This is a genomic window from Mesorhizobium escarrei (genome assembly GCF_935825525.1).
Lineage (GTDB): Bacteria > Pseudomonadota > Alphaproteobacteria > Rhizobiales > Rhizobiaceae > Mesorhizobium > Mesorhizobium escarrei.
The window spans coordinates 91029-114624 of record NZ_CAKXZT010000124.1 but is presented as its reverse complement, the minus strand read 5'-3'; the positions used below and the strand labels follow the sequence as shown (position 1 = coordinate 114624).

The following is a 23596-nucleotide window of genomic DNA, read 5'->3' as shown; positions in this document are numbered from 1 at the left end:
TCTTTGTTTATGCGCAATTCCCTAGGGAAAGCGCTAGGCGCTTTAAACCGTTGGCACTTTTCCTGGAATTGCTTAGGCTGGCGGCAGGCCGAAGGCCGCAAACAAACTGGGGCCGAGCGGCGGCACATAGATCGTCAGAGCGGCGATACCACCCTCGGCGGGCTCGATCACATGCAGCGAATGGGCTCGCCACGCAGGGTCATTGTGGCTGCGGGAATAGACCCCGACCGCCGGCTGGGCATTGGCTCCGATGGCCACGGTGCGGAAGCCCGCAAAATTGCCCCAGATGGTCTCGAGGAAACCGCGGATCGCCCCGCGTCCTCGATACCATTCCCGCCAAGGCGGCATGCGATAGGTGGCGTCCTCCCGCAGGAGCTCGATCAGGCTGTCGAGATTGGCGGCCTGCCAGGCCTGCATGTAACGTTCGAGCAGCAGGCCTTCTTCGGGGTTGGGCTTCGATCGATGGATGGGACGTCCTTGGGGATATCGCGCCGCAAGGGTTCCGCGGGCCCGCTGCAATGCGCTGTTGATCGAAACCGTCGATCCGCCCAGCAATCCCGCCGTTTCGACAGCCGACCAGCCCAGGACGTCGGAAAGCAGTAGAGCGGCGCGCTGCCTGGGCGGCAGATCCTGGATCGCGGCGACGAAAGCGAGTTGGACGGCTTCGCGGGTCTCGTAGCGCGCTTCCGGACTTGGCTCACCATCAGCGAGGCTTGGCAGCTCTGCGTCGGGGTAAGGCTCCAACCAGGTGACCTCGGCTGCAGGGCCGCCGGTGGCCATCCCGTGGGAAGCCGACCGTCCGGGCTGCTGGAGAATGCGATTCGCCCTCGACCTGGCCTTGAGCGCGTTGAGGCAAGTGTTGGTCGCGATCGTGTAGAGCCAACCGCGAACCGAACCCCGCCCATCGAACTCCGATCTTGCACGCCAGGCGCGCAGAAGCGTGTCCTGGACAAGGTCGTCCGCCTCGTGCAGCGAGCCCATCATGCGATAGCAATGGAGCTTGAGCTCCCGGCGATGGACCGCCGTGAACTGCTCGAAGGCCAGCCGATCGAGGATCGGCTGACCTACCGGGTTGAGAGATGCCTGGGCGTCTGTCATGCGGATCCGGCAATTTTGAGTCCGGTTTGCATTACGCGCGCCTCAGCCCGCCGGCGCAAGCCCGCTCCCGCTCACCGCGAAGGAACACCCTTGCGGTTTTTGGGTGGCGAGTGCGACCACCGCACGTCCCACGTCGGCCGGCGTTTGCATGTCGGGGATTCCCGCGATGAACTCCATGGGCCGGATGCCCATATAGGCCGAAATGCTCTCGATGCCGGCGTCGCCCACGCCGGTCCCTGGCATGATGCGCATAGGCGCAAGCGCCATGAAGCGCAGGTCGAGGCCGAGCCGATCCGATTCCTTCTGGCTATGACCGGCCAGGAACATCTGCATGCGTTTTGCGCCGGCATAGCCGCCGGAATTCGGTGGCCCCCCGGTCAAGGCCGCGCCGCTGGAGATCAGAACAATCCGGGCGCCCGGTTTGAGCGGACGCCGAAGCGCGGCCTTGCAAAACAGAAACGACGCCTTGACGTCCGTTTCCCAGTTTGCGGAGAACGCCTCCCAATTCTGTTCATGCAGGGGCGCGGAGGGGGCAAGAGCGCCTGCGCATATCACCAGGACGTCCGGTTCCAGCGCGGCGAAGACCTGATCGGGAGCGGTGTCCACAGTTGCATCGACCGCGAACGCCTTCACGCTCGAAGTCTCCCGGCCAAATTCCGCCAGGGTCTGTGCGCTGCGGGCGACTGCGAGGACCGTCGCTCCCTTGCTGAGAGCGGCTTCTGCGATCGAGCGGCCGACACCACGGCTGCCTCCAACGACGACGACATTCTGACCTTGTAACAATCTCATGGACCACCTTGCTATCCCGGCAGCTGGACCATCCAGCCACGCCCATTGACAAGGACAGCGCAGGCGGTCGGAAATCATCGGTGCGGGGTCAAAAATCTTCTCAGGTGATCGGAAGCGCCGGTGCAAGCCTCCTTAGTCCGGCCCGAAGCCGGGCGATGTCGGGCTGCCGTCGTCGAGCTTCGACAGCCATTCGACCAGCGTCGCGCGGTAGCGTGTCAGGCCTTTGTAATTGGCGAGCTCTTCGGGAAGGTCGCGGATGACGCGGTGCAGGCGCCGCGCCCATTTCGGCTGGGTCACCAGCTCGTCCATCTTGATGAGATAACAGCGGATCGGGAAGACGATGCCGTTCGAGCGAGGCAGCCGCCAGAAGCTCTGCAATTCGACACGCAGATGGACCTTGTCGCCAACGTTTTCGGGCGTCACCGTTGTCCGGTCCGGACCCCATTTGTGATAATTTTCCGGGCTGGTGTCGAGGCGCGGATTGATCGTCATCGTCCAGTTCAGCCGCCGCGCCGGCTTGCCTTGCTGGATGTTGGTGAGGAATTTCAGCGCCCGGACGAATATGCCCTTCTCGTGCGCCAGCGGCACCGGCGCGTGCCACTCGAAGAAGTTCATGCCGATGTCGAAATCGAGCGACCAGTCGGCCTGGGTGGTGACCATGCCGGCATCCATCCACAGATTGCCGTCACGCTGGTCGAGGATGCAGAAATCGCCTTGTGATTGGCGCGTGATGTATTCCATCGGCCCATAGGGCAGCGTCGACACGTCGCCGAAGGTGAAGCTGTCGTCGATGCCGAGCGGCCGATTGATCCAGCGCCATCTGTCGCCGTCGCGCGTCAGCGAGAAATGCTCGGGATAGCCCAGCGCCTGCTGCTCCATCAGAAGTTCGAGCAGGTCCCAGCCGGCTAGCGTCATATGCGGCAGCGATTGGCAGCGCAGCGGGTCTTCCGCCAGCACCAGCGCGCGGTCCTGCATCTCGGCGACATAATGCTCGTCGACGTCGATCAGGTTTTCGAGCACGCTGCCCTTCGGCCCCAGAACATGCGGCTCGATATTGACCGCATACATGTAGCTGTCTTCGTGGAACGGGAACGGAAACCGCCTGATGTGCTCCGGGCTGTTTTTGAAGGTGAAGTCGTCGCGGAACGTCTCCTTGCGAAAGGTGATTCCCAAGCTCGCCTCCTATCTTTCCAGCACCAGCGACCTGCCCTCGAAGCGCGAGACGCAGGGCATGATCTTCTTGCAGGATCGGTGCTCTTCCTCGCTCAGCCAGTGGTCGTTGTGGATGAATTTGCCGTCATGCGCGATGACATTGGTTTCGCACTGGCCGCAGACGCCGCCGCGGCAGAGATAGGGTGGATCGACGCCGGCGGCCTCGATGGCTTCGAGCAGGCTCTGCTGCTCGCCGACGCGGATCGTCTTGCCGCTGACCGCTAGCATCACGTCGAACGGCGCGCCGGGCTGCGGTGCGGCGAAATGCTCGAAATGCACGGTTTCCGCCGGCCAGCCCAGCGCAGCGGCACGATCGCACACCCAGCCGATCATGCCCGACGGGCCGCAGACGTAGAGATGCGTGCCGAGCGGCTGCGACGACAGCAGCCGGTCGAGCTCGATGCGCTCGTCGCGATCGTCGTGATAGAGCCTGACCCGGCGGTCGTAGCGCTCTCTCAGCACATCGGCATAGGTGCCGAGCGAGGCGGTGCGGCAGGTGTAATGCAGCTCGAAATTGCCGCCATCGGCCGCCAGCTGCGCGGTCTGCGCCATGAACGGCGTGATGCCGATGCCGCCGGCCAGCATCAAATGCTTGCTGGCGCGCAGGTCGAGCGAGAACAGATTGACGGGGTAGCTGATCACCATCTCCATGCCGGGCCTGACATGCCTGTGCATGAACAGCGAGCCACCGCGGCCGGCATCGTCGCGGCGCACCGAGATGGTGTATTCGCGCGTGTCGAGCGGCGAGCCCATCAGCGAATAGGGATTGAGCCTGGTCCGCTCGCCGTCGCGCATCTCGACGACGACATGGGCGCCGCCGGAAAATGTCGGCAAAAGCTGCCCGTCGCGCCGGCGGAAATGAAAGCGCGTCACCAGTTCGTTGACCGGGACGACATCGCTCACCACGACGTCGAGCTTGGTGGTGCCGGTGCTCATCGAAAGATCTCCTCCGTCGGAGGAATTTCGCTGCGGTCTTCCGCATTGATGCAGACGCCCTGGAATGCTGCGAGGCGCCTGGAATAGTGATCGCGTACCAGAAGAAGCAGGCCACAATGCGAACAGGTTGCAGGCTGCGTCGTCACGTTTTCGGTGATGCCCTTGCAATGCACGCATTGGATGCGGCGCGCCAGCGAGCCGCGGTGCTCGGTCTGGATCGCGGTGTGGTCGATGCCGGCTTCGAGCGCCGCCTGCATGGCCTGGCCGATCAGCCCTTCGGTGCCGGCGAGATAGAGGCGCAGGCCCATATGCGCGTTGGCCAAGGTCTGTTTCAGCCGCGGCAAGGCACTGGCGAAGGAAGGCCCCTGATAGAACTGCGCCGGCTTCAGCGCTTCGAGCGCGGCGACATGTCTGCCATCCTGGCCGGGGATGAAGATGATGTGGGCATCGGCAAAGAAACCATAGGGCGCCTTGGCGGCCAGGTCTGTTATGGCCAGCGCTCCTTCTGCATCCGTCACAAAAAGATGGTGCTTGCCGGGCTGCGGGGACAGGGTTCCGTAGACCGGCCGGCTGATGATGCTTTTCGCTGCCATTCTCTCAGTATGCCTCAGCCTTTCGCCGTACGCTTGGTCTTCTTCGGATCATCGAATGGAAGCGGCTCAGCCGTCGCGCTGATGGCGCCGCGCTTGTTGCGGACCTCGAGCCTGGTGCCCTGGACGGCGCAGTCGACATCGAGCCGGGCAATGCCCATCGATTTCTGGACCAGAGGCGAATACATGGCGCAGGTCACCACGCCGACCTTTTTGCCGTCGCGATAGACCGGCGCGCCCTCGTCGGCCGGCTCCTTGCCTTCGAGCAGCACGCCGAAGATCTTGAAGCGTTCCTTGCCCTTGAGGTGGTAGTGCTCCTCTGCGCCGCGAAAGCCTGTCTTGCCGGGGCTGACGGTGAAGTCGAGGCCGAGCTCCCACAGCGTATCGCCGGGGCCTTCGTTCTCGAACGGATATTTCTGCGAATTGTCGTAGGGGTAGAACAAGAGGTAGCTCTCGACACGCAGCATGTCGAGCGTGGTGAACCGGCACGGGATGATGCCGGCGCTCTTGCCCTCGTCGAGAATGGTGTCCCAGATCGTGCCGGCATCCTGGCCACGGCAGAAGATCTCGTAGCCGCGTTCGCCGGTGTAGCCGGTGCGCGAGATCATCACCGGAAAACCGAACAGCCGGGTCTGCATGTGGTGGAAATAGTTGAGGTCGCGAATGCCCGGCACATGCTTTGCCAGATAATCGACTGATGTCGGCCCCTGCAGCGAGAGGTCGTGCAGATTGTCATCAAAACGCAGCGAGACATCGCGGCCCATGGCCGCCCGCTGCAACTCCTCGTGGCCGGTGCCAGAACCGTGCACGACCATCCAGGCATTCGGGCCGGTGCGGTAGAGGATGCAGTCGTCGGTGAACTTGCCGGCCTCGTTCAGCATGCAGGCATAGGCCGATTTGCCGGGATAGATCTTTTCCACATCGCGCGTCGTCGCGAGGTCGATCAGATGCGAGGCATGCGGCCCGGTGATGTGGACCTTCTTCAGGCCCGACACATCCATCAGCCCGGCTTTGGTGCGGATGGCGACATACTCCTCGTCAGCGTCCTTGTCGTAGGTCCAGGCGGTGCCCATCCCGCTCCAGTCTTCGAGCTTCGAACCGAGCGCACGATGGCGATCCGCCAAGGTCGAAAATCTCCAGGATGCGGTCATGGACTTGCTTCTCCTCACACGATTGCTGGCGTTTCGCCGCTAAAGGGCACTGAAGCCCAGTGACGGTCCGCGCCATATTGACTCAAAACTCCAAAAGCGCGCAATACTAAGATGCAAAAAGTTTTACTCATAGGCAAGGAACGCAACTAAACGGAGGGGACATGAAATGGAAGGGAATCTCAACGCTCTAACGACTATTTTCACGGAATTCTATTACTGGGTGACGATCGTCATGATGTTCCTGATCCATGTCGGGTTCTGCATGTACGAGGTCGGCGTGTCGCGCCGGCGCAATCATCTGAAAACGCTTATGAAGAACGCGATGGCGATCCCGCTCGTCACGATCACGTTCTATTTTTTCGGCTGGTGGATCTATTTCGGCTTCCCCAATGGGCCGGGCATCACCGGCGGACTTGTCACCGCACCATTTGCCGAACCATGGAATCCGCTGATGGGCACCCACCTCTCCGGCGTCAATCCAGGCGAGACGGGGGTCACCCCTACCGATGCCGCGCTGTGGCACCGCCTTAACGGCGTGTTCTGGGGCGCCTTCCTGCTGTTCTCCATCACGACGGCGTCGATCATCTCGGGTTCGATCATAGAACGCGTGCGCTCGGGTGCGTTCTGGATCATCGCGGTGCTGGTCGGTTCGGTCCTGTGGATCCTCGATGCGTCCTGGGGCTGGCATCCGCAAGGCTGGATGGTGAAGCTCTGGGGCTATCATGATGCCTATGCATCGGGCGTCGTGCACGCAATCGCGGGCGGAGCGGCGCTCGCCTTTCTTATCGTGCTGGGTCCGCGCATCGGCAAGTTCAGGGCCGACGGCACGGCGCGCGACATCCCACCCCACAATGTCTGGCTTGTCACGATCGGCCTGTTTCTGATCTTCACCGGCTTCTGGGGCTTCTATGCCGCGTGCAACATTCCGCTGATCAGCCCGGCCACAATTGCCGGCCAGATCACCGGCGAGACCTGGACGGCGACCAACATCTATCTCGCGCCGACCACGCTCTCGGCGATCACCTTCAACTTCCTGATGTCGCTGTCGGGCGGTATGCTGGCCGGCTACATCGTCTCCAAAGGCGACCCGTTCTGGACATTCTCCATGGGGCTTTGCGGCGTTATCTCAACGTCGGCCGGCAACGACCTCTATCACCCGATCCAGGCACTGCTGATCGGCGCGATCGTCCCGACCATCTGCTACAAGCTGCACTATTTCGTCGAGCGCCGCTTCAAGATCGATGATGCGGTCGGCGCTGTTGCCGTGCATGGTTACGGCGGCTTCCTCGGTGTCGTGGTGGCGGGCTTCATGCTGTGGGGACAGCCGTCCTCGCCCTATGAGGGCTTCGCGCACATCAACCCGCTCGGCAATTTCGCTGGTGCGGTGCTGATGTTCGTGCTCGGGTTCGCCCCTACCTTTGTCGTCTGCAAGATCCTCAACGGCATGAACCTCCTGCGCGTACCAGAGAAGGTCGAACTCGAGGGCGTCGATTTTGCCCTCAACCATGTTTTCGAGGCGTCGGTCCGCGAAGTTGGAGCCGCCGAAAAGGCCATGATCAAATAGTCAATGGGCAAGGAGCACCGCAATGTCTACCAATGGAATGGAAAGCTGGGCCGTCGACCTCAAGGACGTCGGCGCGATCTACCCGTTTCAGGGTTCCGAAGTCGTGATGGTGATCATCGGCCTCGGCTTCTGGATCGGATGGCACGTCCTTCAGACGCGCCACGAGAGTGCTGAAATCGAAGCCGATATGGCTGCGGATCGCACTGGAGAGGAAACCAGAAAGGCGATCGACCGCCATTAAGTCGCCGCCGGGTCGTCTGGCGCATTTGCGCCAGACGACTTGTCCAAGATGAAAAAAACTTTCATACGAGTTGAATTCGACTCATGAAGCTGGTAGCACCTAAATCATACCTCATCTCGGGAGCCTGACATGTGCGGAATCGTCGGACTGTTTTTGAAAGACAAGTCGCTCGAGCCCCAGCTTGGCTCGATGCTTTCGGAGATGCTGATCTCGCTCAGCGATCGCGGTCCCGACAGCGCCGGCATCGCAATCTATGGAGCGCCATCCGGCAATGAGGCCAAGATCACCATCCAATCGGGAAAGCCGGAGCACGATTTCCGCAACCTCGACGCCGAACTCGCCAGGGCGATTGGGACGCCGGTGAACATCGCGGTGAAATCGACGCATGCGGTCGTCAGGACGACGCCCGACAAGATCGATGAAGTACGCGAAACCATCCAGGCGCTGCGCCCCGATATCCGCATCATGGGCGCCGGCGACGTCGTCGAAATCTACAAGGAGGTCGGCTTGCCCGAAGCGGTCGTCGATCGCTTCGACGTGCGCAGCATGACCGGCACGCACGGCATCGGCCACACCCGGATGGCGACGGAATCGGCGGTGACGACGATGGGCGCGCATCCGTTCTCGACCGGCGCCGACCAGTGCCTGGTGCATAACGGCTCGCTGTCCAATCACAACAATGTCCGCCGCGAGCTGATCCGCGAAGGCATGAAATTCGAGACCGAGAACGACACCGAAGTCGCGGCAGCCTATCTCTCCTCGCAGATGGCGCATGGCAAGAATCTCGGCGAGGCGCTGGAAGGCACGCTGAGCGACCTCGACGGCTTCTTCACCTTTGTCGTCGGCACCAAGAACGGCTTCGGCGTGGTGCGCGATCCAATCGCCTGCAAGCCTGCCGTCATGGCCGAGACCGACCAGTATGTCGCCTTCGGCTCGGAATATCGCGCGCTCACCAAGCTGCCCGGCATCGACAATGCGAGGGTCTGGGAGCCCGAGCCCGCAACCGTCTATTTCTGGGAGCATTGAGCTCATGCCGGCAATCAACGTCTCCAAGGCGACCCGCGAGCAAGACCATGAGCAGAGTCGGGCGTCGAGGGTTTTCGACCTGGCCGAAATGCCGTTGCGCGAGCTCAATCAGACGCTACACGATTTGGCCCCCGGTTCCAACGAAACCGCCTGGGAAGTGCTTCATCCGAAAGGCAGCCATTCGGTCGCCGTCGGCGTCGACCAGCCGATCACGATCGATGTCCGCGGCAGCGTCGGCTATTATTGCGGCGGCATGAACGACGGCAGCGCCATCACCGTGCATGGCTCGGCGGGACCCGGCGTCGGCGAAAACATGATGTCGGGCTCGATAACGGTCAAAGGCGATGCCAGCCAATATGCCGGCGCCACCGGCAGGGGCGGGCTGCTGGTCATCGAAGGCAATGCGTCGTCGCGCTGCGGCATTTCGATGAAGGGCATCGACATCGTCGTCCATGGCAATATCGGCCACATGTCGGCCTTCATGGCGCAGTCCGGCAATCTGGTGGTGCTGGGCGATGCCGGCGACGCACTCGGCGATTCCATCTACGAGGCGCGGCTGTTCGTGCGCGGCAAGGTCGAAAGCCTCGGCGCCGACTGCATCGCTAAGGAGATGCGGCCCGAGCATCTGGAATTGCTGCAGGGCCTGCTCGACCGTGCCGGCGCGACCGGCGTCAAGGCGGCGGAGTTCAAGCGTTACGGCTCGGCGCGCACGCTCTACAATTTCAACATCGACAACGCCGACGCGTATTGAGGCTCAATGACCTACCGCAACCCGCCGACGACGCCGCGCAAATCCGCGACCTTCGACGACTACACGCTTTCCGAAATCCGCCGCGCCGCGGCGACCGGCATCTATGACATCCGCGGCGCCGGCGCCAAGCGCAAGCTGCCGCATTTCGACGACCTGCTGGTGCTCGGCGCCTCGATCTCGCGCTATCCGCTCGAAGGCTATCGCGAGCGCTGCGACACCGGTGTGGTGCTGGGTTCGCGCTATGCAAAAAAGCCGATCGAGCTGAAAATCCCGATCACCATCGCCGGCATGAGTTTCGGATCGCTGTCCGGCCCGGCCAAGGAAGCGCTCGGCCGCGGCGCGACGCTGTCGGGCACCTCGACGACCACCGGCGACGGCGGCATGACCGAGGAAGAGCGCGGCCATTCCAAGACGCTGGTCTACCAGTATCTGCCATCGCGCTACGGCATGAACCCGCGCGACTTGCGCCGGGCGGATGCTATCGAGATCGTCGTCGGCCAGGGCGCCAAGCCCGGCGGCGGCGGCATGCTGCTTGGCCAGAAGATCTCCGACCGCGTCGCCGAAATGCGCACGCTGCCGAAGGGTATCGACCAGCGCTCGGCCTCGCGCCATCCCGACTGGACCGGGCCCGACGATCTGGAAATCAAGATCCTGGAACTGCGTGAAATCACCGACTGGGAAAAGCCGATCTACGTCAAGGTCGGCGGCGCGCGGCCCTATTACGACACAGCCCTTGCGGTTAAGTCAGGCGCCGACGTCGTCGTGATCGACGGCATGCAGGGCGGCACCGCCGCCACCCAGGAAGTGTTCATCGAGAATGTCGGCCAGCCGACGCTTGCCTGCATCAGGCCGGCGGTGCAGGCGCTGCAGGATCTCGGCATGCATCGCAAGGTGCAGCTGATCGTCTCCGGCGGCATCCGCAACGGCGCCGACGTCGCCAAGGCGCTGGCGCTCGGCGTCGACGCGGTGTCGATCGGCACCGCCGCACTTGTCGCGCTGGGTGACAACGATCCGCGCTGGGAGGCGGACTACAACGAGCTCGGCACCACCGCCGGCGCCTATGATGACTGGCATGAGGGACGCGATCCGGCCGGCATCACCACGCAGGACCCCGAACTAATGAAACGGGTCGATCCGATAGCGGCCGGCCGACGGTTGGCGAATTATCTTAAGGTGATGACACTGGAGGCTCAGACGATCGCGCGCGCCTGCGGCAAGAACAGCCTGCACAATCTCGAGCCCGAGGATCTCGTCGCGCTGACGATCGAAGCCGCCGCCATGGCGGGCGTACCGCTGGCCGGCACCAACTGGATACCGGGGAAGAACGGCTTCTAAGATACAAGATATCAAACCACCAAGAATGCCATAAGCGAGGAACTATAATGGGGAACGATCTCGCCGCCTTTGCCAAAGAGAACGGCGTAAAATATTTCATGATTTCCTACACCGACCTGTTCGGTGGGCAGCGCGCCAAGCTGGTGCCGGCGCAAGCCATTGCCGACATGCAGAAGGACGGTGCCGGCTTCGCCGGCTTTGCCACCTGGCTCGACCTGACGCCGGCGCATCCAGACATGCTGGCGGTGCCGGATCCGGATTCGGTCATCCAGCTGCCGTGGAAACCGGAAGTCGCCTGGATTGCCGCCAATTGCATCATGGACGAGAAATCGGTCGAGCAAGCGCCGCGCAACACGCTGATGCGGGTGATTGACGAGGCGGCGGGCGACGGTATGCATGTCAAGACCGGCGTCGAGGCCGAGTTCTTCCTGATCTCGCCGGACGGCAAGACGATTTCCGACGAATACGACACGGCGTCAAAGCCGTGCTACGACCAGCAGGCGGTGATGCGCCGCTACGATGTCATCGCCGAGATCTGCGATCACATGCTGGCACTCGGCTGGGGCCCCTACCAGAACGATCATGAGGACGCCAACGGTCAGTTCGAGATGAATTGGGCCTTCGACGATGCGCTGGCGACCGCCGATAAGCATTCCTTCTTCAAGTTCATGGTCAAGTCCGTTGCCGAAAAGCACGGCCTGCGCGCCACCTTCATGCCAAAACCGTTCCCCGGCCTGACCGGCAATGGCTGCCATGCCCACATCTCGGTGTGGGACAAGGACGGCAAGACCAATGTCTTTGCCGACAACGCCATGGAGCTCGGCCTGTCGGCGAAGGGCAAGAATTTTCTCGGCGGCATCATGAAACATGCCTCCGCACTTGCCGCGATCACCAACCCGACGGTCAATTCCTACAAGCGCATCAATGCGCCGCGCACCGTTTCGGGCGCTACCTGGGCGCCGAACTCGGTGACCTGGACCGGCAACAACCGCACCCACATGGTGCGCGTGCCCGGCCCCGGCCGTTTCGAGCTGCGCCTGCCCGACGGCGCGGCAAACCCTTATCTGCTGCAGGCCGTCATCATCGCCGCCGGCCTCGACGGCATCCGCTCGAAGGCCGATCCGGGCAAGCGCTACGACATCGACATGTACCAGTTCGGCCATACGGTAGAGGGTGCGCCGAAGCTGCCGCTCAATCTGCTCGATGCGCTGCGCGAATTCGACAATGACAAATCGCTCAAGGCGGCGCTGGGTGAGGAATTCTCGTCGGCTTATCTAAAGCTCAAGCACCAGGAATGGAATTCCTATGCTTCCCACTTCACCCAGTGGGAGCGTGACCACACGCTGGATATCTAGAGCATCGAACCGAAAAGTGTGAACTGGCTTTCGGACAAATCCGATGCGTCAAGAAAGGTCCTGCGTGGCGCGAGCGAGCTCGGAATAGATTTATGAAGTACTCGATCTTCTCCCTCGCCCGCGCCGCGTTTTCCGGCCACAAGACCTGGCAGCGCACCTGGCGCGACGCCAGCCCGAAGGATCACTACGACGTGGTGATCATCGGCGGCGGCGGCCACGGCCTGGCGACGGCTTGGTTCCTGGCCAGCGAATACGGCATCAGGAACGTCGCCGTGCTGGAAAAAGGCTGGATCGGCTCCGGCAATGCCGGCCGCAACACCACCATCATCCGATCCAATTACGGGCTGCCCGGCAACACCGGCTTCTACGAGCTGTCGATGAAGCTGTGGGAGCGGATGGAGCAGGATCTCAACTACAATACGATGGTCAGCCAGCGCGGCGTCATCAACCTCTACCATTCCGATGCGCAGCGCGACGCCTATGCGCGGCGCGGCAACACCATGCGCATCAACGGCATCGACGCCGAACTGCTCGACCTGGCGGCGGTCAAGAAGATGATGCCGTTCCTGAACTTCGATAATGCCCGCTTTCCCGTGCAGGGCGGCCTGCTGCAGCGGCGCGGCGGAACGGCGCGCCACGACGCGGTGGTCTGGGGCTATGCCCATGCGGCGAGCGCGATTGGCGTCGACATCATCCAGAATTGCGAGGTGTCGGGCTTCGTGCGCGATGCCAACGGCAAGGTGACCGGGGTCGAAACATCGCGCGGCAAGATCGGCGCCGGCAAGGTCGGCATGGCCGTCGCCGGCAGTTCGTCGCGTGTCGCGGCGATGGCTGGCCTGCGGCTGCCGATTGAAAGCCACGTGCTGCAGGCCTTTGTTTCCGAGGCGATCAAGCCGCTGATCCCCAATGTCATGACCTTCGGCGCCGGCCATTTCTATGTCAGCCAGTCCGACAAGGGCGGGCTGGTCTTCGGCGGCGATATAGACGGCTACAATTCCTATGCCCAGCGCGGCAACATGCCTGTGATGGAAGACGTCTGCGAGGGCGGCATGGCGCTGCTGCCGATGATCGGCCGCGTGCGCCTGTTGCGCCAGTGGGGCGGCATCATGGACATGTCGATGGACGGCTCGCCGATCATCGACAAGACGCCGGTGGACGGGCTCTATCTCAATGCCGGCTGGTGCTATGGCGGCTTCAAGGCGACGCCCGGCTCCGGCCTCGTGTTTGCCCATCTCCTTGCCCGCGACGAACTGCACAAAGAGGCGGCGCGCTTCCGCCTCGATCGGTTCCGGCGGGGTGCGATGATCGATGAAAAGGGCGTCGGCGCCCAACCGAACCTGCACTGAGAACGGTCCAAAAGCATGCGTATTGTCTGTCCCTTCTGCGGCGAACGCGAACTCGGCGAGTTCACCTATCTCGGCGACGCCAAGCCGGTGCGTCCGGCAGCCAATGCCTCTGAAGACGAGGTGTTCGACTATGTCTATCTGCGCGACAATGTCGCCGGCGAGACCAGCGAACACTGGTACCATGCTGGCGGCTGCCGGGCCTGGCTGAAGATCACCCGCAACACGCTGACACACGAGATTTCCTCGGTCGAACCGGCGGCGGGCGTCGGTGCCGCTAAGGTTGGCGCCTGATGGTCAGTCACGCGCAGTCGCACCGGCTGGAGAGCGGCGGTCTCATCGACCGCTCGGCGCCGCTGAATTTTCGCTTCGACGGCAAAACCTTTGCCGGCTTCCAGGGCGACACGCTTGCCTCGGCGCTGATCGCCAACAGCGTCAAGCTGGTCGGCCGCTCGTTCAAATACCACCGGCCGCGCGGCATCCTGACATCAGGCTCGGAAGAGCCCAACGCACTGGTCGAACTGCGGACGGGCGCGCGGCGCGAGCCGAACACCAAGGCGACCACGACAGAACTTTATGACGGGCTGGAAGCCGCCAGCCAGAACCGCTGGCCGTCGCTGCGCCACGATCTGATGGCGGTGAACCAACTGTTCTCGCCGATCTTCGTCGCCGGCTTCTACTACAAGACCTTCATGTGGCCGGCGAAATTCTGGGAAGCGATCTACGAGCCGGCGATCCGCCGCGCCGCAGGGCTTGGACGCGCAGCTGGCGTCGCCGATCCCGACCATTACGACAAGGCCTGGGCGTATTGCGACGTGCTGATCGCCGGCTCCGGCCCGGCCGGGCTGGCCGCAGCACTTGCCGCCGGCCGATCTGGTGCCCGCGTCATCCTGTGCGAGGAAGATTTTGCGCTTGGCGGCCGCCTGCTTGCCGACGGCGGCATGATCGACGGGATGCCGGCGGCCGAATGGGTTTCCCGCACCCTAGCCGAACTCGCCACGCTGCCCGACGTCCGCATCATGACCCGCACGACGCTGTTCGGCGTCTATGACGGCGGCACCTATGGCGCGTTCGAACGGGTCAACGACCACCTGCCCTCCCCGCCCGAACATCAGGTGCGCCAGCGGCTGTGGAGGGTCGTGGCAAAGCGCTGTGTCGTCGCCGCCGGCGCCATCGAACGGCCGATCGTCTTTGCCGGCAACGATACGCCCGGCGTGATGATGGCTTCGGCGGTGCGGACCTATGTCGCGCGCTATGCGGCGACCCCGGCGAAGAGGATCGCGCTGTTCACCAACAATGAGGATGGCTGGCGCACGGTCGAAACCGCACTTGGCGCCGGATTGCAGATCGCGGCGGTCGTCGATGCGCGCCCGGACGTGTCTGCCGCGCACCGCGCGCTTGCCGGCAAAACCGGCTTTCCCGTGCTGAACGGTTCCGTCAGCGGGGTGGACGGCGGCAAGGACGGCGTTCGGAAAATCTCGGTGGCGCTCGCCGGCGGCGCACGCGCTGAGGTCGAAGCCGACGGGCTTGCCGTTTCCGGCGGCTGGAACCCGGCGGTCGGGCTGACGTCCTATCATCGCGGCCGGCCGAAATGGCAGGACGATATATCGGCATTCGTGCCGGACAGCGCCCCTCCGGGTATGGTGGCCGCCGGTGCCGCCAGCGGCGCCTTCGGCCTCGGCGCCTGCTTGCGACAGGGATTCGCCGCCGGTGCGGCAGCGGCACAGAGCGCCGGACACAACGGCAATACCGGCACGCCGCCAGTCGCCGACGACGAGGCTTTTTCGCTGACCCCGCTCTGGCAGGTCGCCGGCAAAGGGAAAGCCTTTGTCGACTACCAGCATGACGTCACCGCGTCGGACATCGAACTGGCGCAGCGCGAAGGCTTTGAATCGGTCGAGCATCTGAAACGCTACACGACGCTCGGCATGGCCACCGACCAGGGCAAGACCTCGAACGTCGCCGGCCTCGCCATCATGGCGGCGGTATCAGGCAAATCCATCCCCGAGACCGGCACAACGATCTATCGCCCGCCCTATGTGCCAGTCGCCATCGGCGCCCTCGCCGGCCATCATCGCGACGAGAACTTCCATGCGACAAGGCTGACGCCGTCGCATCACTGGGCGGCCGAACAGGGCGCGGTGTTCGTCGACACCGGCCTGTGGAAGCGCGCGCAATGGTATCCGCGCGCCGGCGAGAAGGACTGGCTGGAATCGGTCAACCGCGAGGTCAAGGCGGTGCGCGGCGGCGTGGGCTTTTGCGACGTCTCGACGCTCGGCAAGATCGACGTGCACGGACCGGATGCCGGCGCCTTCCTCGACCGCGTCTACATCAACACCTTCGCCAATCTTGCTGTGGGAAAAGCCCGCTACGGGCTGATGCTGCGCGAGGACGGCATGGTCTATGACGACGGCACCACGTCGCGGCTGGCCGAGGATCACTATTTCCTGACCACCACCACCGCCAAGGCCGGGCCAGTGATGCAGCATCTCGAATTCTGCCGGCAGGTGCTGTTTCCTGAACTCGACGTGCAGCTGACCTCCGTCTCCGACCAGTGGGCGCAATTCTCGGTCGCTGGGCCGAAGACCCGGGACCTGCTCCGGGAAATCGTCGATCCGGCCGAGGATTTGTCGAACGAGGGCTTTCCGTTCATGGGGGCGCGGGAGGTGCTACTCCGCGGCGGCATCAGGGCGCGGCTGTTCCGCATCTCGTTCTCCGGCGAGATGGCGTTCGAGATCTCCGTTCCGGCCCGCTACGGCGACGCGCTGGTGCGCAACCTGATGCTAGCCGGCAAACAATTCGGCGTGACCCCCTACGGCACCGAGGCGCTCGGCGTCATGCGGATCGAAAAGGGCCATGTCGCCGGACCGGAGCTGAACGGCACGACGACAGCGGCCGATCTCGGCTTGGGCAAGATGATGTCGACCAAGAAGGACTTCGTCGGCCGCGTGATGGCCGGACGCGAGGCCCTCGTCGCCCCCGACCGGCAGGTCGTGGTCGGCGTCAAGCCGACGGACAGAGCGCGCCGCCTGCGCTCCGGCGCGCATATCATTCCGAAGGGCGAGATACCGGGTACCGCCAACGACCAGGGCTATGTCACCTCGGTCTGCTTCTCGCCGACGCTCGACCAGTGGATCGGGCTGGCGCTTGTCGAGCGCGGCCGCGAGCGGATCGGCGAGATCGTCCATGCGCACGATCCGTTGCGTGGTGAAGACTATGACGTCGAGCTGTGCAATCCCGTCTTCTACGATCCGGATGGAGGGCGCCAGCGTGGCTGAGTTTTCGTGGCTTTCTCGCAGTCCGCTGGAGCACGCACTTGTCGTGGGCGCCCATGGCGCGCGCGACATAGAACCGGGCATTTCGCTCACCGAGATTCGCAATTTCGACCTGATCCAGGTGATGGCACGGCGCGGCAAAGCGGCGGAACTGGCAAACGCCACCAAGGCCCGTTTCGGCATGGCGGCTCCGGATCTGCCGAAGGCGGTCAGCGCTTCGGACGCGACGCTCATCTGGTCGGGACCGGACCAGTTCCTCGTCCTGTCCAAGGGCGGCAAGCAGACGATGGACATTTTGAGCCAAGCGTTCTCGCAGTCCGCCTCGCTGTCGGACCAGTCGCATGCGCGCGCCCTGATCAGCGTCTCGGGAACGAAGGCGCGCGCCATGCTGGCGAAATTGTCGTCGATCGACCTGCACCCGATGGCGTTTCCGATCGACGCCGCTGCCGCGACATCGATCGACCATACCAGCGTCAATCTCTGGCGCGGCAATGACCGTGGGGATGGACAGGCGGTGTTCAATCTTCTGGTGTTTGCAACCTTCGCCGAAAGCCTGTGGCACACGATGCTCGACGCGGCGGCCGAGTATGGCGTCGACATCAGGCTCTCGGAGGAATTGGGGTAGTCTTCGCGCCCTCTCCTTCTCCCCTTGTGGGAGAAGGTGGATTGGCGCGCAGCGCTAAGACGGTTGAGGGGTGCTGGAAGAAACTCGGCGTCAAAGAGTCAAATGATTCTAGGCGCTTACGTCCTGGCCGTTGCGATCCGTCCAGCACCCCTCATCCGACCGAGCTGCGCTCGGCCACCTTCTCCCACAAGAAGGGGAGAAGGGCAAGCCGCGCCTAGTCGCTCCGGCTTGCCAAAACTGCAAGCACTGCTATTCTTCCCGCTAAAATAATTTTACGCACAGGCAAACTTGTTTCTCAAATCTAGGGTTGAGATGAACCAGTCGCCCTACCCCGCCGTCGTCGCCGGACCGCCCCGGCCGAGCCTGATCCTGCGGCCCGGCGAGATCGCGCTGCCGGCTGGCATGGAGCGCTATTTTATTCACGGCAACGGCGCGGTGCTTATCGACATCGAGGCCGGCGACACGATCAGCGTGCGCAACGTCGAGGGCGGCCAGGCCTGCGAGCTGCTGGCATGGGACAAGAGCGGCGTGCCTGATGCAGGCATTTTCGGCGAGAAATCGAACAGCAACGCCGCCGGCATCAAGGCGCTGTTGACCGATGGCGACGACAGCCTGACGGCGCTGCGCCGGGGGCTCGAGCGACGCCAGGTGCAGCTCGATCAGCCAAAGGCGGTTCGCATCTTCGGTGGCGCCACTCCGGCCGGCACCGAAGAAAGTTTTGCTGTCGTCCGCAACGGCTCGATGCTCATTGCCGCACCGGGAGGGCCGATGCTCGTCAATGGCCACGACACGGCTACGCCGCTCAGCGTCATCGTCCGGCGCGCGACGATCCGTCCGGCGGCGAAGTCCAGGCTTGGCGACCCGCTGGCCGACCCGGTGCTCGACCTGCGTGTCCATTCGGCGACCGCGGAATCCTACTTCGTCAAAGCCGGCGACTATCTACAGATCATCGATGTCGACGGGCGCCAATGCACCGACTTCCAGTGTTTTTCGGCGCGCAAGCTCGACAAGGGACGCGACCACCCGCTCGACGTGACGACGACCCGCACGCTGATGGGCTCTAACTATCCGGTGCCCGGCCTGCACTCGAAATATTACGACCAGGACATGGAGCCGCTGGTCGAGGTGGTGCAGGACACATGCGGCCGGCACGATGCGTTCGCGCTCGCCTGCGCCGCCAAATACTACGACGACATCGGCTATCCCGGTCACCCCAACTGCTCGGAGAATTTCAACCGCGCGCTTGCCGACAAGGGAGTGAACCCCCGCGCCGGCTGGATGGCGATCAATTTCTTCTTCAACACGGCGATCGATGCGCATGGCGTCATGGTTTCCGACGAGCCATGGTCGCGGCCTGGCGACTATGTGCTGCTGCGGGCGCTTACCGACATCGTCTGCGTCTCGTCGGCCTGTCCCGACGACACAACGCCGGCCAATGGCTGGAACCTGACCGACATCCATGTGCGGACCTATTCCGGTCAGCACAAATTCTCGCGAGCGATCGCCAGACGCATGACGCCCGATTCGGAACCGAAAATGACCCGCGAGACATCATTTCATTCGAGCTTTGCCAAGCACACCCGCAACTTCGTCGAGTACAGGGGGTATTGGCTGGCCAATTCCTTCGCCAAAGCGGATCCGATCGACGAATACTGGGCCTGCCGGCAGGCCGCCGTGATCATGGACCTGTCGCCGCTGCGCAAGTTCGAGGTCACCGGCCCGGATTCCGAAGCGCTGCTGCAATACACGCTGACCCGCGACATCAAGAAACTCGGCGTCGGCCAGGTTGTCTATTCGACCATCTGCTACGAGCATGGCGGAATGATCGACGACGGCACGCTGCTCAGGCTCGGCAAGGACAATTTCCGCTGGGTCGGCGGCGACGATCTTTCCGGAGAACGGCTACGCGACACCGCGACGAGCCTCGGCCTCAACGTGCTGGTGCGCTCGTCGACCGACCAGATGCACAATGTCGCCGTGCAAGGACCGAAAAGCCGCGACATCCTGAAAGAAATCATCTGGACGTCGCCGCTGCAGCCGTCGATCGAGGAACTCGAATGGTTCCGTTTCGCCGTCGCCCGCATCGGCGGCGGCAACGGCATTCCCGTCGTCGTTTCGCGCACCGGCTACACCGGCGAACTCGGCTACGAGATCTGGTGCCATCCGCGCGACGCCGAAAAGGTGTTCGACGCCATCTGGGAGGCCGGCCAGCCGCATGGCTTGAAGCCGATGGGACTGCAGGCGCTCGACATGGTGCGCATCGAGGCAGGGCTGATCTTTGCCGGCTATGAATTTTCCGACCAGACCGATCCGTTCGAGGCTGGCATCGGCTTCACCGTGCCGCTGAAGACCAAGACCGACGATTTCATCGGGCGCGAGGCGCTGATCCGGCGAAAGGAAAACCCGCAGAGAAAGCTGGTCGGCCTCGACATCGACGCCAATGTCGCGGTCGGCCATGGCGATTGCATCCATGTCGGCCGCGCCCAAATCGGCGAAATCACTTCGAGCATGCGCTCGCCGGTGCTGAACAAGACCATCGCGCTGGCCAGACTCGACGTCACCCATTCCGCGATCGGCACCGAGGTCGAGATCGGCAAGCTTGACGGCCACAGCAAGCGGCTGCCGGCGCGCGTCGTCGCCTTTGCCCATTACGACCCGCAAAAGATCAGGCCGCGCTCCTGACGGCAGTACCCTTGCCTTCTCACCCTGTGGGAGAAGGTAAGAGCTTGTTCCACACCTGGGATGTGCACAGCTTCACAAAACGCTTGACGTGAAAGCGGGACGGATCAATCTTCACTGCCAAGAAAAAAATACTACTGAGCGGAAAACGCCAGAGGTCGTTCAACGCGTGCGCCGGTGGCGCATCGCGAGGTGTCGGCCGTCGCCGATGGGGAACATGAAAAAGTGGGGAATGCACGCATATGAGCACGATAGTCTCTGCCCTGGTGTCGCCTGCCGAAGGGCAGCTGCACCGCAACATCGATTGGCGCGGCGCCTTCTGGGTGGCAAGCGGCGTTCCCGCCCTTGTCCTGTTTTCGATCGGCGGCATCGCCGGCACGACCGGGAAGCTGGCCTTCCTGATCTGGACGGTGTCCATGATCATGGGGTTCCTGCAATCCTTCACCTATGCGGAGATCGCCGGCCTGTTTCCTAACAAGTCCGGCGGCGCCTCGATTTATGGCGCCACCGCCTGGCTCCGTTATTCCAAGTTCATCGCGCCGCTGTCGGTGTGGTGCAACTGGTTCGCCTGGTCGCCGGTGCTGTCGCTCGGCTGCTCGATCGCCGCCGCCTACATCCTCAACGCGCTGGCGCCGGTGCCGCTGTTTACCGACACCTCGCCGGAAGTTGCCGCCTATATCGCGGCTAATGCTGGGGCGAGTGCCGCCGACGCCACCGCGGCGGTGAGCGCCGCCGCCACACCGGCGATCCGCAACTGGACGCTCTACGGTCACACGCTGGGTCCGGTCTCCTTCACCTTCAACGCCACCTTCTTCATCGGCGCCGTGCTGATGCTGATCATCTTCTCCATCCAGCATCGCGGCATCCTGGGCACGGCCAACGTGCAGAAATATATCGGCCTACTCGTCATCATTCCGATGCTGATCGTCGGCGTCGTGCCGATCGTCACCGGCCAGATCGACTGGGCGAATTTTTCGCCGCTGGTGCCGCTGGCGGCCGCCTATGCGCCCGAGCCCGGGGCGTGGAACATTGCCGGCTGGACGCTCGTTCTCGGCGGCATGTTCATCGCCGCCTGGTCGACCTACGGCTTCGAGACCGCCGTCTGCTACACGTCCGAGTTCAAGAACCCCGGCACCGACACCTTCAAGGCGATCTTCTATTCCGGCCTGCTGTGCATGCTGCTGTTCATTCTGGTGCCGTTCACCTTCCAGGGCGTGCTCGGCTTGAACGGCATGCTGGCGACCCCGATCGTCGACGGCTCCGGCGTTGCCGATGCGCTGGCCGGGATGGTCGGCGGCGGACAGCTGATCCATAGCCTTCTGGTGATGCTGATGATCCTGGCCCTGGTGCTCTGCATCATGACGGCGATGGCGGGTTCCTCGCGCACGCTTTACCAAGGCTCCGTCGACGGCTGGCTGCCGCGCTATCTCAGCCACGTCAACGAGCATGGCGCCCCGACCCGCGCCATGTGGACCGACCTGATCTTCAACCTAGCCGTGCTGGCCATCGCTTCGGCAGATGCAACCAGCTTCTTCTTCATCCTCGCCGTGTCGAATTGCGGCTACATCATCTTCAACTTCCTCAACCTCAATGCCGGCTGGATCCACCGTATCGACAACGGCCATATCGCGCGGCCGTGGAAAGCACCGAGCTGGCTGCTCGGCCTCGGCGCCATCCTTGCCTATGTCAACATGATCTTCATGGGCGCCGGTGCAAAGATCTGGAACCCGATGGCGCTGTGGGCAGGGCTGATCACGGCTGCCCTGATCATCCCGGTGTTCTGCTTCCGGCATTACATTCAGGACAAGGGCAAATTCCCCGACCACATGCTGGCGGATCTCGGCATGACCTCATCCGATCTCGCCGTCAGAAAGGCGGGCATCCTACCCTACCTGACGCTGATCGCCGGCGTCGCGGTGATGCTGCTCGCCAACTGGCTGTTCGTCATCTGACCTCCGCCTCAAGGGATCGAGCGCGCGATGCGTCGATCCCTTGCACGTTTGTTCTTGCTTTGTGCCGGCAGTTATGCTAGGGACTTAGCTGTAGTGCCGATTGGCACCGATGACCCGCCGCCGAGGCGGGTTTTTTCGTTTCATGCCATATCCTGCGTGAGGACTCAGTCGATCTTGATGAACACGCCCTTGGTGTTGAGATACTCGTCGAGGTGCTCGGCACCGCCCTCGCGGCCGTAGCCGCTCATCTTGTAGCCGCCGAAGGGCACGGCCGGATCGATGGCGTGATAGGTGTTCACCCAGACTGAGCCGGCACGGATTTTTCGCGACAGCTGATGGGCGGTGGCGACATTTCGGGTGAAGACCCCGGCGGCAAGACCGTAGGGCGTGTTGTTGGCGCGCTCGACCGCCTCGTCGAGCGTATCGAACGGCAGCGCCGAAATCACCGGCCCGAAGATCTCCTCGCGCGCGATCCTCATGTCATCAGAGACACTGGCAAAAACCGTCGGCGCGACGAAATTGCCGGCGGCCAGCGCACCCTCCATTAGGCGTTGACCGCCGGTGACGAGGGTCGCGCCCTCCGCCGTGCCGGCCTGGAGATACGAGGCGACCCGTTGCAGCTGCTTTTCGGAGACGAGCGGGCCGATCTCGGTCGCCGGATCGATGCCGTCGCCGATCCTGAGACCCTCGGCATAGGCCGCCAGCCGCGCGACGAACTCGTCGTGGATGGAGCGTTCGACGAACAGGCGCGAGCCGGCGATGCAGATCTGGCCGGAATTGGCGAACACCGACATCGCCGCCACCGGCACCACCCTGTCGAGATCGGCGTCGGCGCAGACGATGACCGGCGACTTGCCGCCAAGCTCCAGCGAGACGCGCTTGAGGTTGCCGGCCGACGCCCGGACGATCGACTGACCCGTTGCCGTCGAGCCGGTGAAGACGATCTTGTCGACGCCCATATGCTCGGCAAGTGCCGCGCCTGCCTCGGGGCCGGTGCCGGTGACGATATTGACGACGCCTGGCGGAACGCCGGCCTCGTTCATGATGTCGGCGATCAGAAGTGGCGTCAACGGCGCCTCTTCCGACGGTTTCAGCACCACCGTGCAGCCGGTAGCAAGCGCCGGTCCGATCTTCCAGATCGAAGCGGCCGTCGGTGCGTTCCACGGGATGATGGCGCCGACGACGCCGACCGGCTCCTTGCGGGTGAAGGAGACGATTTCGCCCGGCAGCGAGTTCTCGACGGTCTCGCCATGCAGGGAGGTCGCCATGCCGGCGTAATAGCGCAGCATACCGATGACGCGGTTGCGGTTGGCCAGGGTGCGCACGATCGGCATGCCCATGTCGGTCGTGTCCGAGCGGCTGATCTCCTCCCAGTGCTTTTCGAAGAGATCGGCGATCCTGAGCAGCAGCACCTGCCGCTCATAGGGCTTATACCGGCTCCACGGCCCGTCGAAGGCTCTGCGCGCCGCGGCCACCGCCAGCTCGACGTCCTGGCGGTCGCCGCGCGGCACCGTGGCTATAACCGCGCCGGTGGCCGGATTGCGGGTCTCCATGGTGCGGCCCGAGCGGGCGTCGACCCAGGCGCCATCGACGAACATCTTGCGGTGGCGTCCGTCGATCGGCTGGCGCAGCGCCACCGGTGCCTGAGCTAAGGTCATGACGTCCTCCTCCAGC

At 63.4% G+C, this 23596-nt stretch carries 19 protein-coding genes; 12 read left to right on the top strand and 7 right to left on the bottom strand.

Annotated features, from left to right (window positions below; all coding sequences use genetic code 11):
* Nucleotides 1-72: 72 nt before the first annotated feature.
* The 6 genes from NMG80_RS14890 to NMG80_RS14865 all read right to left on the bottom strand — a co-directional run bounded on the left by NMG80_RS14890 (nucleotide 73) and on the right by NMG80_RS14865 (nucleotide 5776).
* Nucleotides 73-1098, bottom strand: coding sequence for an RNA polymerase subunit sigma-70 (locus NMG80_RS14890; RefSeq protein ID WP_254018791.1), 1026 nt, complete (start codon nucleotides 1096-1098; stop codon nucleotides 73-75).
* Nucleotides 1099-1140: 42 nt separating this feature from the next.
* Complete coding sequence (locus NMG80_RS14885) at nucleotides 1141-1887, bottom strand: SDR family oxidoreductase (RefSeq protein WP_254018790.1); 747 nt, start codon at nucleotides 1885-1887, stop codon at nucleotides 1141-1143.
* Between the two features lie 132 nt (nucleotides 1888-2019).
* Nucleotides 2020-3060 (bottom strand): heme-dependent oxidative N-demethylase family protein, encoded by a 1041-nt coding sequence (locus NMG80_RS14880; RefSeq protein ID WP_254018789.1) that lies wholly within the window; start codon nucleotides 3058-3060, stop codon nucleotides 2020-2022.
* Between the two features lie 9 nt (nucleotides 3061-3069).
* Nucleotides 3070-4035 carry a PDR/VanB family oxidoreductase gene (locus tag NMG80_RS14875; protein ID WP_254018788.1) on the bottom strand — a complete coding sequence of 322 codons (966 nt, stop codon included), beginning with the start codon at nucleotides 4033-4035 and terminating at the stop codon, nucleotides 3070-3072.
* On the bottom strand, nucleotides 4032-4628 hold the full coding sequence (locus NMG80_RS14870; protein ID WP_254018787.1) for a dimethylamine monooxygenase subunit DmmA family protein: 597 nt from the start codon (nucleotides 4626-4628) through the stop codon (nucleotides 4032-4034). Before NMG80_RS14870 ends, NMG80_RS14875 begins: the two co-directional genes overlap by 4 nt.
* Before the next feature lie 14 nt (nucleotides 4629-4642).
* Nucleotides 4643-5776, bottom strand: coding sequence for an aminomethyl transferase family protein (locus tag NMG80_RS14865; RefSeq protein ID WP_254018786.1), 1134 nt, complete (start codon nucleotides 5774-5776; stop codon nucleotides 4643-4645).
* A gap of 166 nt (nucleotides 5777-5942) precedes the next feature.
* On the opposite strand from NMG80_RS14865, the gene NMG80_RS14860 reads away from it, so the two are divergent.
* From NMG80_RS14860 to NMG80_RS14805, 12 genes are all read left to right on the top strand, one after another.
* Nucleotides 5943-7340, top strand: coding sequence for an ammonium transporter (locus NMG80_RS14860; protein ID WP_254018785.1), 1398 nt, complete (start codon nucleotides 5943-5945; stop codon nucleotides 7338-7340).
* A 22-nt stretch (nucleotides 7341-7362) separates the two neighbouring features.
* Nucleotides 7363-7581, top strand: a complete 219-nt coding sequence (locus NMG80_RS14855; RefSeq protein ID WP_254018784.1) for a hypothetical protein — start codon at nucleotides 7363-7365, stop codon at nucleotides 7579-7581.
* A 129-nt stretch (nucleotides 7582-7710) separates the two neighbouring features.
* Nucleotides 7711-8607 carry a class II glutamine amidotransferase gene (locus NMG80_RS14850; protein ID WP_254018783.1) on the top strand — a complete coding sequence of 299 codons (897 nt, stop codon included), beginning with the start codon at nucleotides 7711-7713 and terminating at the stop codon, nucleotides 8605-8607.
* Nucleotides 8608-8611: 4 nt separating this feature from the next.
* A complete protein-coding gene (locus NMG80_RS14845) occupies nucleotides 8612-9358 on the top strand; it encodes a GXGXG domain-containing protein (protein ID WP_254018782.1) in 747 nt (248 codons plus the stop codon).
* Between the two features lie 6 nt (nucleotides 9359-9364).
* On the top strand, nucleotides 9365-10693 hold the full coding sequence (locus NMG80_RS14840; protein ID WP_254018781.1) for an FMN-binding glutamate synthase family protein: 1329 nt from the start codon (nucleotides 9365-9367) through the stop codon (nucleotides 10691-10693).
* Nucleotides 10694-10740: 47 nt separating this feature from the next.
* Nucleotides 10741-12048, top strand: coding sequence for a type III glutamate--ammonia ligase (gene glnT / locus NMG80_RS14835; protein WP_254018780.1), 1308 nt, complete (start codon nucleotides 10741-10743; stop codon nucleotides 12046-12048).
* A 92-nt stretch (nucleotides 12049-12140) separates the two neighbouring features.
* Entirely contained in the window at nucleotides 12141-13394 is a 1254-nt protein-coding gene (locus NMG80_RS14830; RefSeq protein ID WP_254018779.1) for a sarcosine oxidase subunit beta family protein, read from the top strand.
* A gap of 15 nt (nucleotides 13395-13409) precedes the next feature.
* On the top strand, nucleotides 13410-13685 hold the full coding sequence (locus NMG80_RS14825) for a sarcosine oxidase subunit delta (RefSeq protein WP_254018778.1): 276 nt from the start codon (nucleotides 13410-13412) through the stop codon (nucleotides 13683-13685).
* A complete protein-coding gene (locus tag NMG80_RS14820) occupies nucleotides 13685-16669 on the top strand; it encodes a sarcosine oxidase subunit alpha (RefSeq protein WP_254018777.1) in 2985 nt (994 codons plus the stop codon). Before NMG80_RS14825 ends, NMG80_RS14820 begins: the two co-directional genes overlap by 1 nt.
* A complete protein-coding gene (locus tag NMG80_RS14815) occupies nucleotides 16662-17291 on the top strand; it encodes a sarcosine oxidase subunit gamma (RefSeq protein ID WP_254018776.1) in 630 nt (209 codons plus the stop codon). The genes NMG80_RS14820 and NMG80_RS14815 overlap by 8 nt, the downstream gene beginning before the upstream one ends.
* Before the next feature lie 312 nt (nucleotides 17292-17603).
* Nucleotides 17604-19973 (top strand): trimethylamine N-oxide demethylase, encoded by a 2370-nt coding sequence (locus tag NMG80_RS14810; RefSeq protein ID WP_254018775.1) that lies wholly within the window; start codon nucleotides 17604-17606, stop codon nucleotides 19971-19973.
* A gap of 239 nt (nucleotides 19974-20212) precedes the next feature.
* Entirely contained in the window at nucleotides 20213-21922 is a 1710-nt protein-coding gene (locus NMG80_RS14805) for a trimethylamine N-oxide permease (protein ID WP_254018774.1), read from the top strand.
* A 164-nt stretch (nucleotides 21923-22086) separates the two neighbouring features.
* Here NMG80_RS14805 and NMG80_RS14800 read toward each other — a convergent pair whose 3' ends face one another.
* Nucleotides 22087-23580 carry an aldehyde dehydrogenase family protein gene (locus NMG80_RS14800; protein ID WP_254018773.1) on the bottom strand — a complete coding sequence of 498 codons (1494 nt, stop codon included), beginning with the start codon at nucleotides 23578-23580 and terminating at the stop codon, nucleotides 22087-22089.
* Nucleotides 23581-23596: the final 16 nt, after the last annotated feature.

Coding starts and splice junctions, on each gene's coding strand:
- NMG80_RS14890 (WP_254018791.1), bottom strand. CDS start 1,098: ATGACAGACGCCCAGGCATCTCTCAACCCGGTAGGTCAGCCGATCCTC.
- NMG80_RS14885 (WP_254018790.1), bottom strand. CDS start 1,887: ATGAGATTGTTACAAGGTCAGAATGTCGTCGTCGTTGGAGGCAGCCGT.
- NMG80_RS14875 (WP_254018788.1), bottom strand. CDS start 4,035: ATGAGCACCGGCACCACCAAGCTCGACGTCGTGGTGAGCGATGTCGTC.
- NMG80_RS14870 (WP_254018787.1), bottom strand. CDS start 4,628: ATGGCAGCGAAAAGCATCATCAGCCGGCCGGTCTACGGAACCCTGTCC.
- NMG80_RS14865 (WP_254018786.1), bottom strand. CDS start 5,776: ATGACCGCATCCTGGAGATTTTCGACCTTGGCGGATCGCCATCGTGCG.
- NMG80_RS14860 (WP_254018785.1), top strand. CDS start 5,943: ATGGAAGGGAATCTCAACGCTCTAACGACTATTTTCACGGAATTCTAT.
- NMG80_RS14855 (WP_254018784.1), top strand. CDS start 7,363: ATGTCTACCAATGGAATGGAAAGCTGGGCCGTCGACCTCAAGGACGTC.
- NMG80_RS14850 (WP_254018783.1), top strand. CDS start 7,711: ATGTGCGGAATCGTCGGACTGTTTTTGAAAGACAAGTCGCTCGAGCCC.
- NMG80_RS14845 (WP_254018782.1), top strand. CDS start 8,612: ATGCCGGCAATCAACGTCTCCAAGGCGACCCGCGAGCAAGACCATGAG.
- NMG80_RS14840 (WP_254018781.1), top strand. CDS start 9,365: ATGACCTACCGCAACCCGCCGACGACGCCGCGCAAATCCGCGACCTTC.
- glnT (WP_254018780.1), top strand. CDS start 10,741: ATGGGGAACGATCTCGCCGCCTTTGCCAAAGAGAACGGCGTAAAATAT.
- NMG80_RS14830 (WP_254018779.1), top strand. CDS start 12,141: ATGAAGTACTCGATCTTCTCCCTCGCCCGCGCCGCGTTTTCCGGCCAC.
- NMG80_RS14825 (WP_254018778.1), top strand. CDS start 13,410: ATGCGTATTGTCTGTCCCTTCTGCGGCGAACGCGAACTCGGCGAGTTC.
- NMG80_RS14820 (WP_254018777.1), top strand. CDS start 13,685: ATGGTCAGTCACGCGCAGTCGCACCGGCTGGAGAGCGGCGGTCTCATC.
- NMG80_RS14810 (WP_254018775.1), top strand. CDS start 17,604: ATGAACCAGTCGCCCTACCCCGCCGTCGTCGCCGGACCGCCCCGGCCG.
- NMG80_RS14805 (WP_254018774.1), top strand. CDS start 20,213: ATGAGCACGATAGTCTCTGCCCTGGTGTCGCCTGCCGAAGGGCAGCTG.
- NMG80_RS14800 (WP_254018773.1), bottom strand. CDS start 23,580: ATGACCTTAGCTCAGGCACCGGTGGCGCTGCGCCAGCCGATCGACGGA.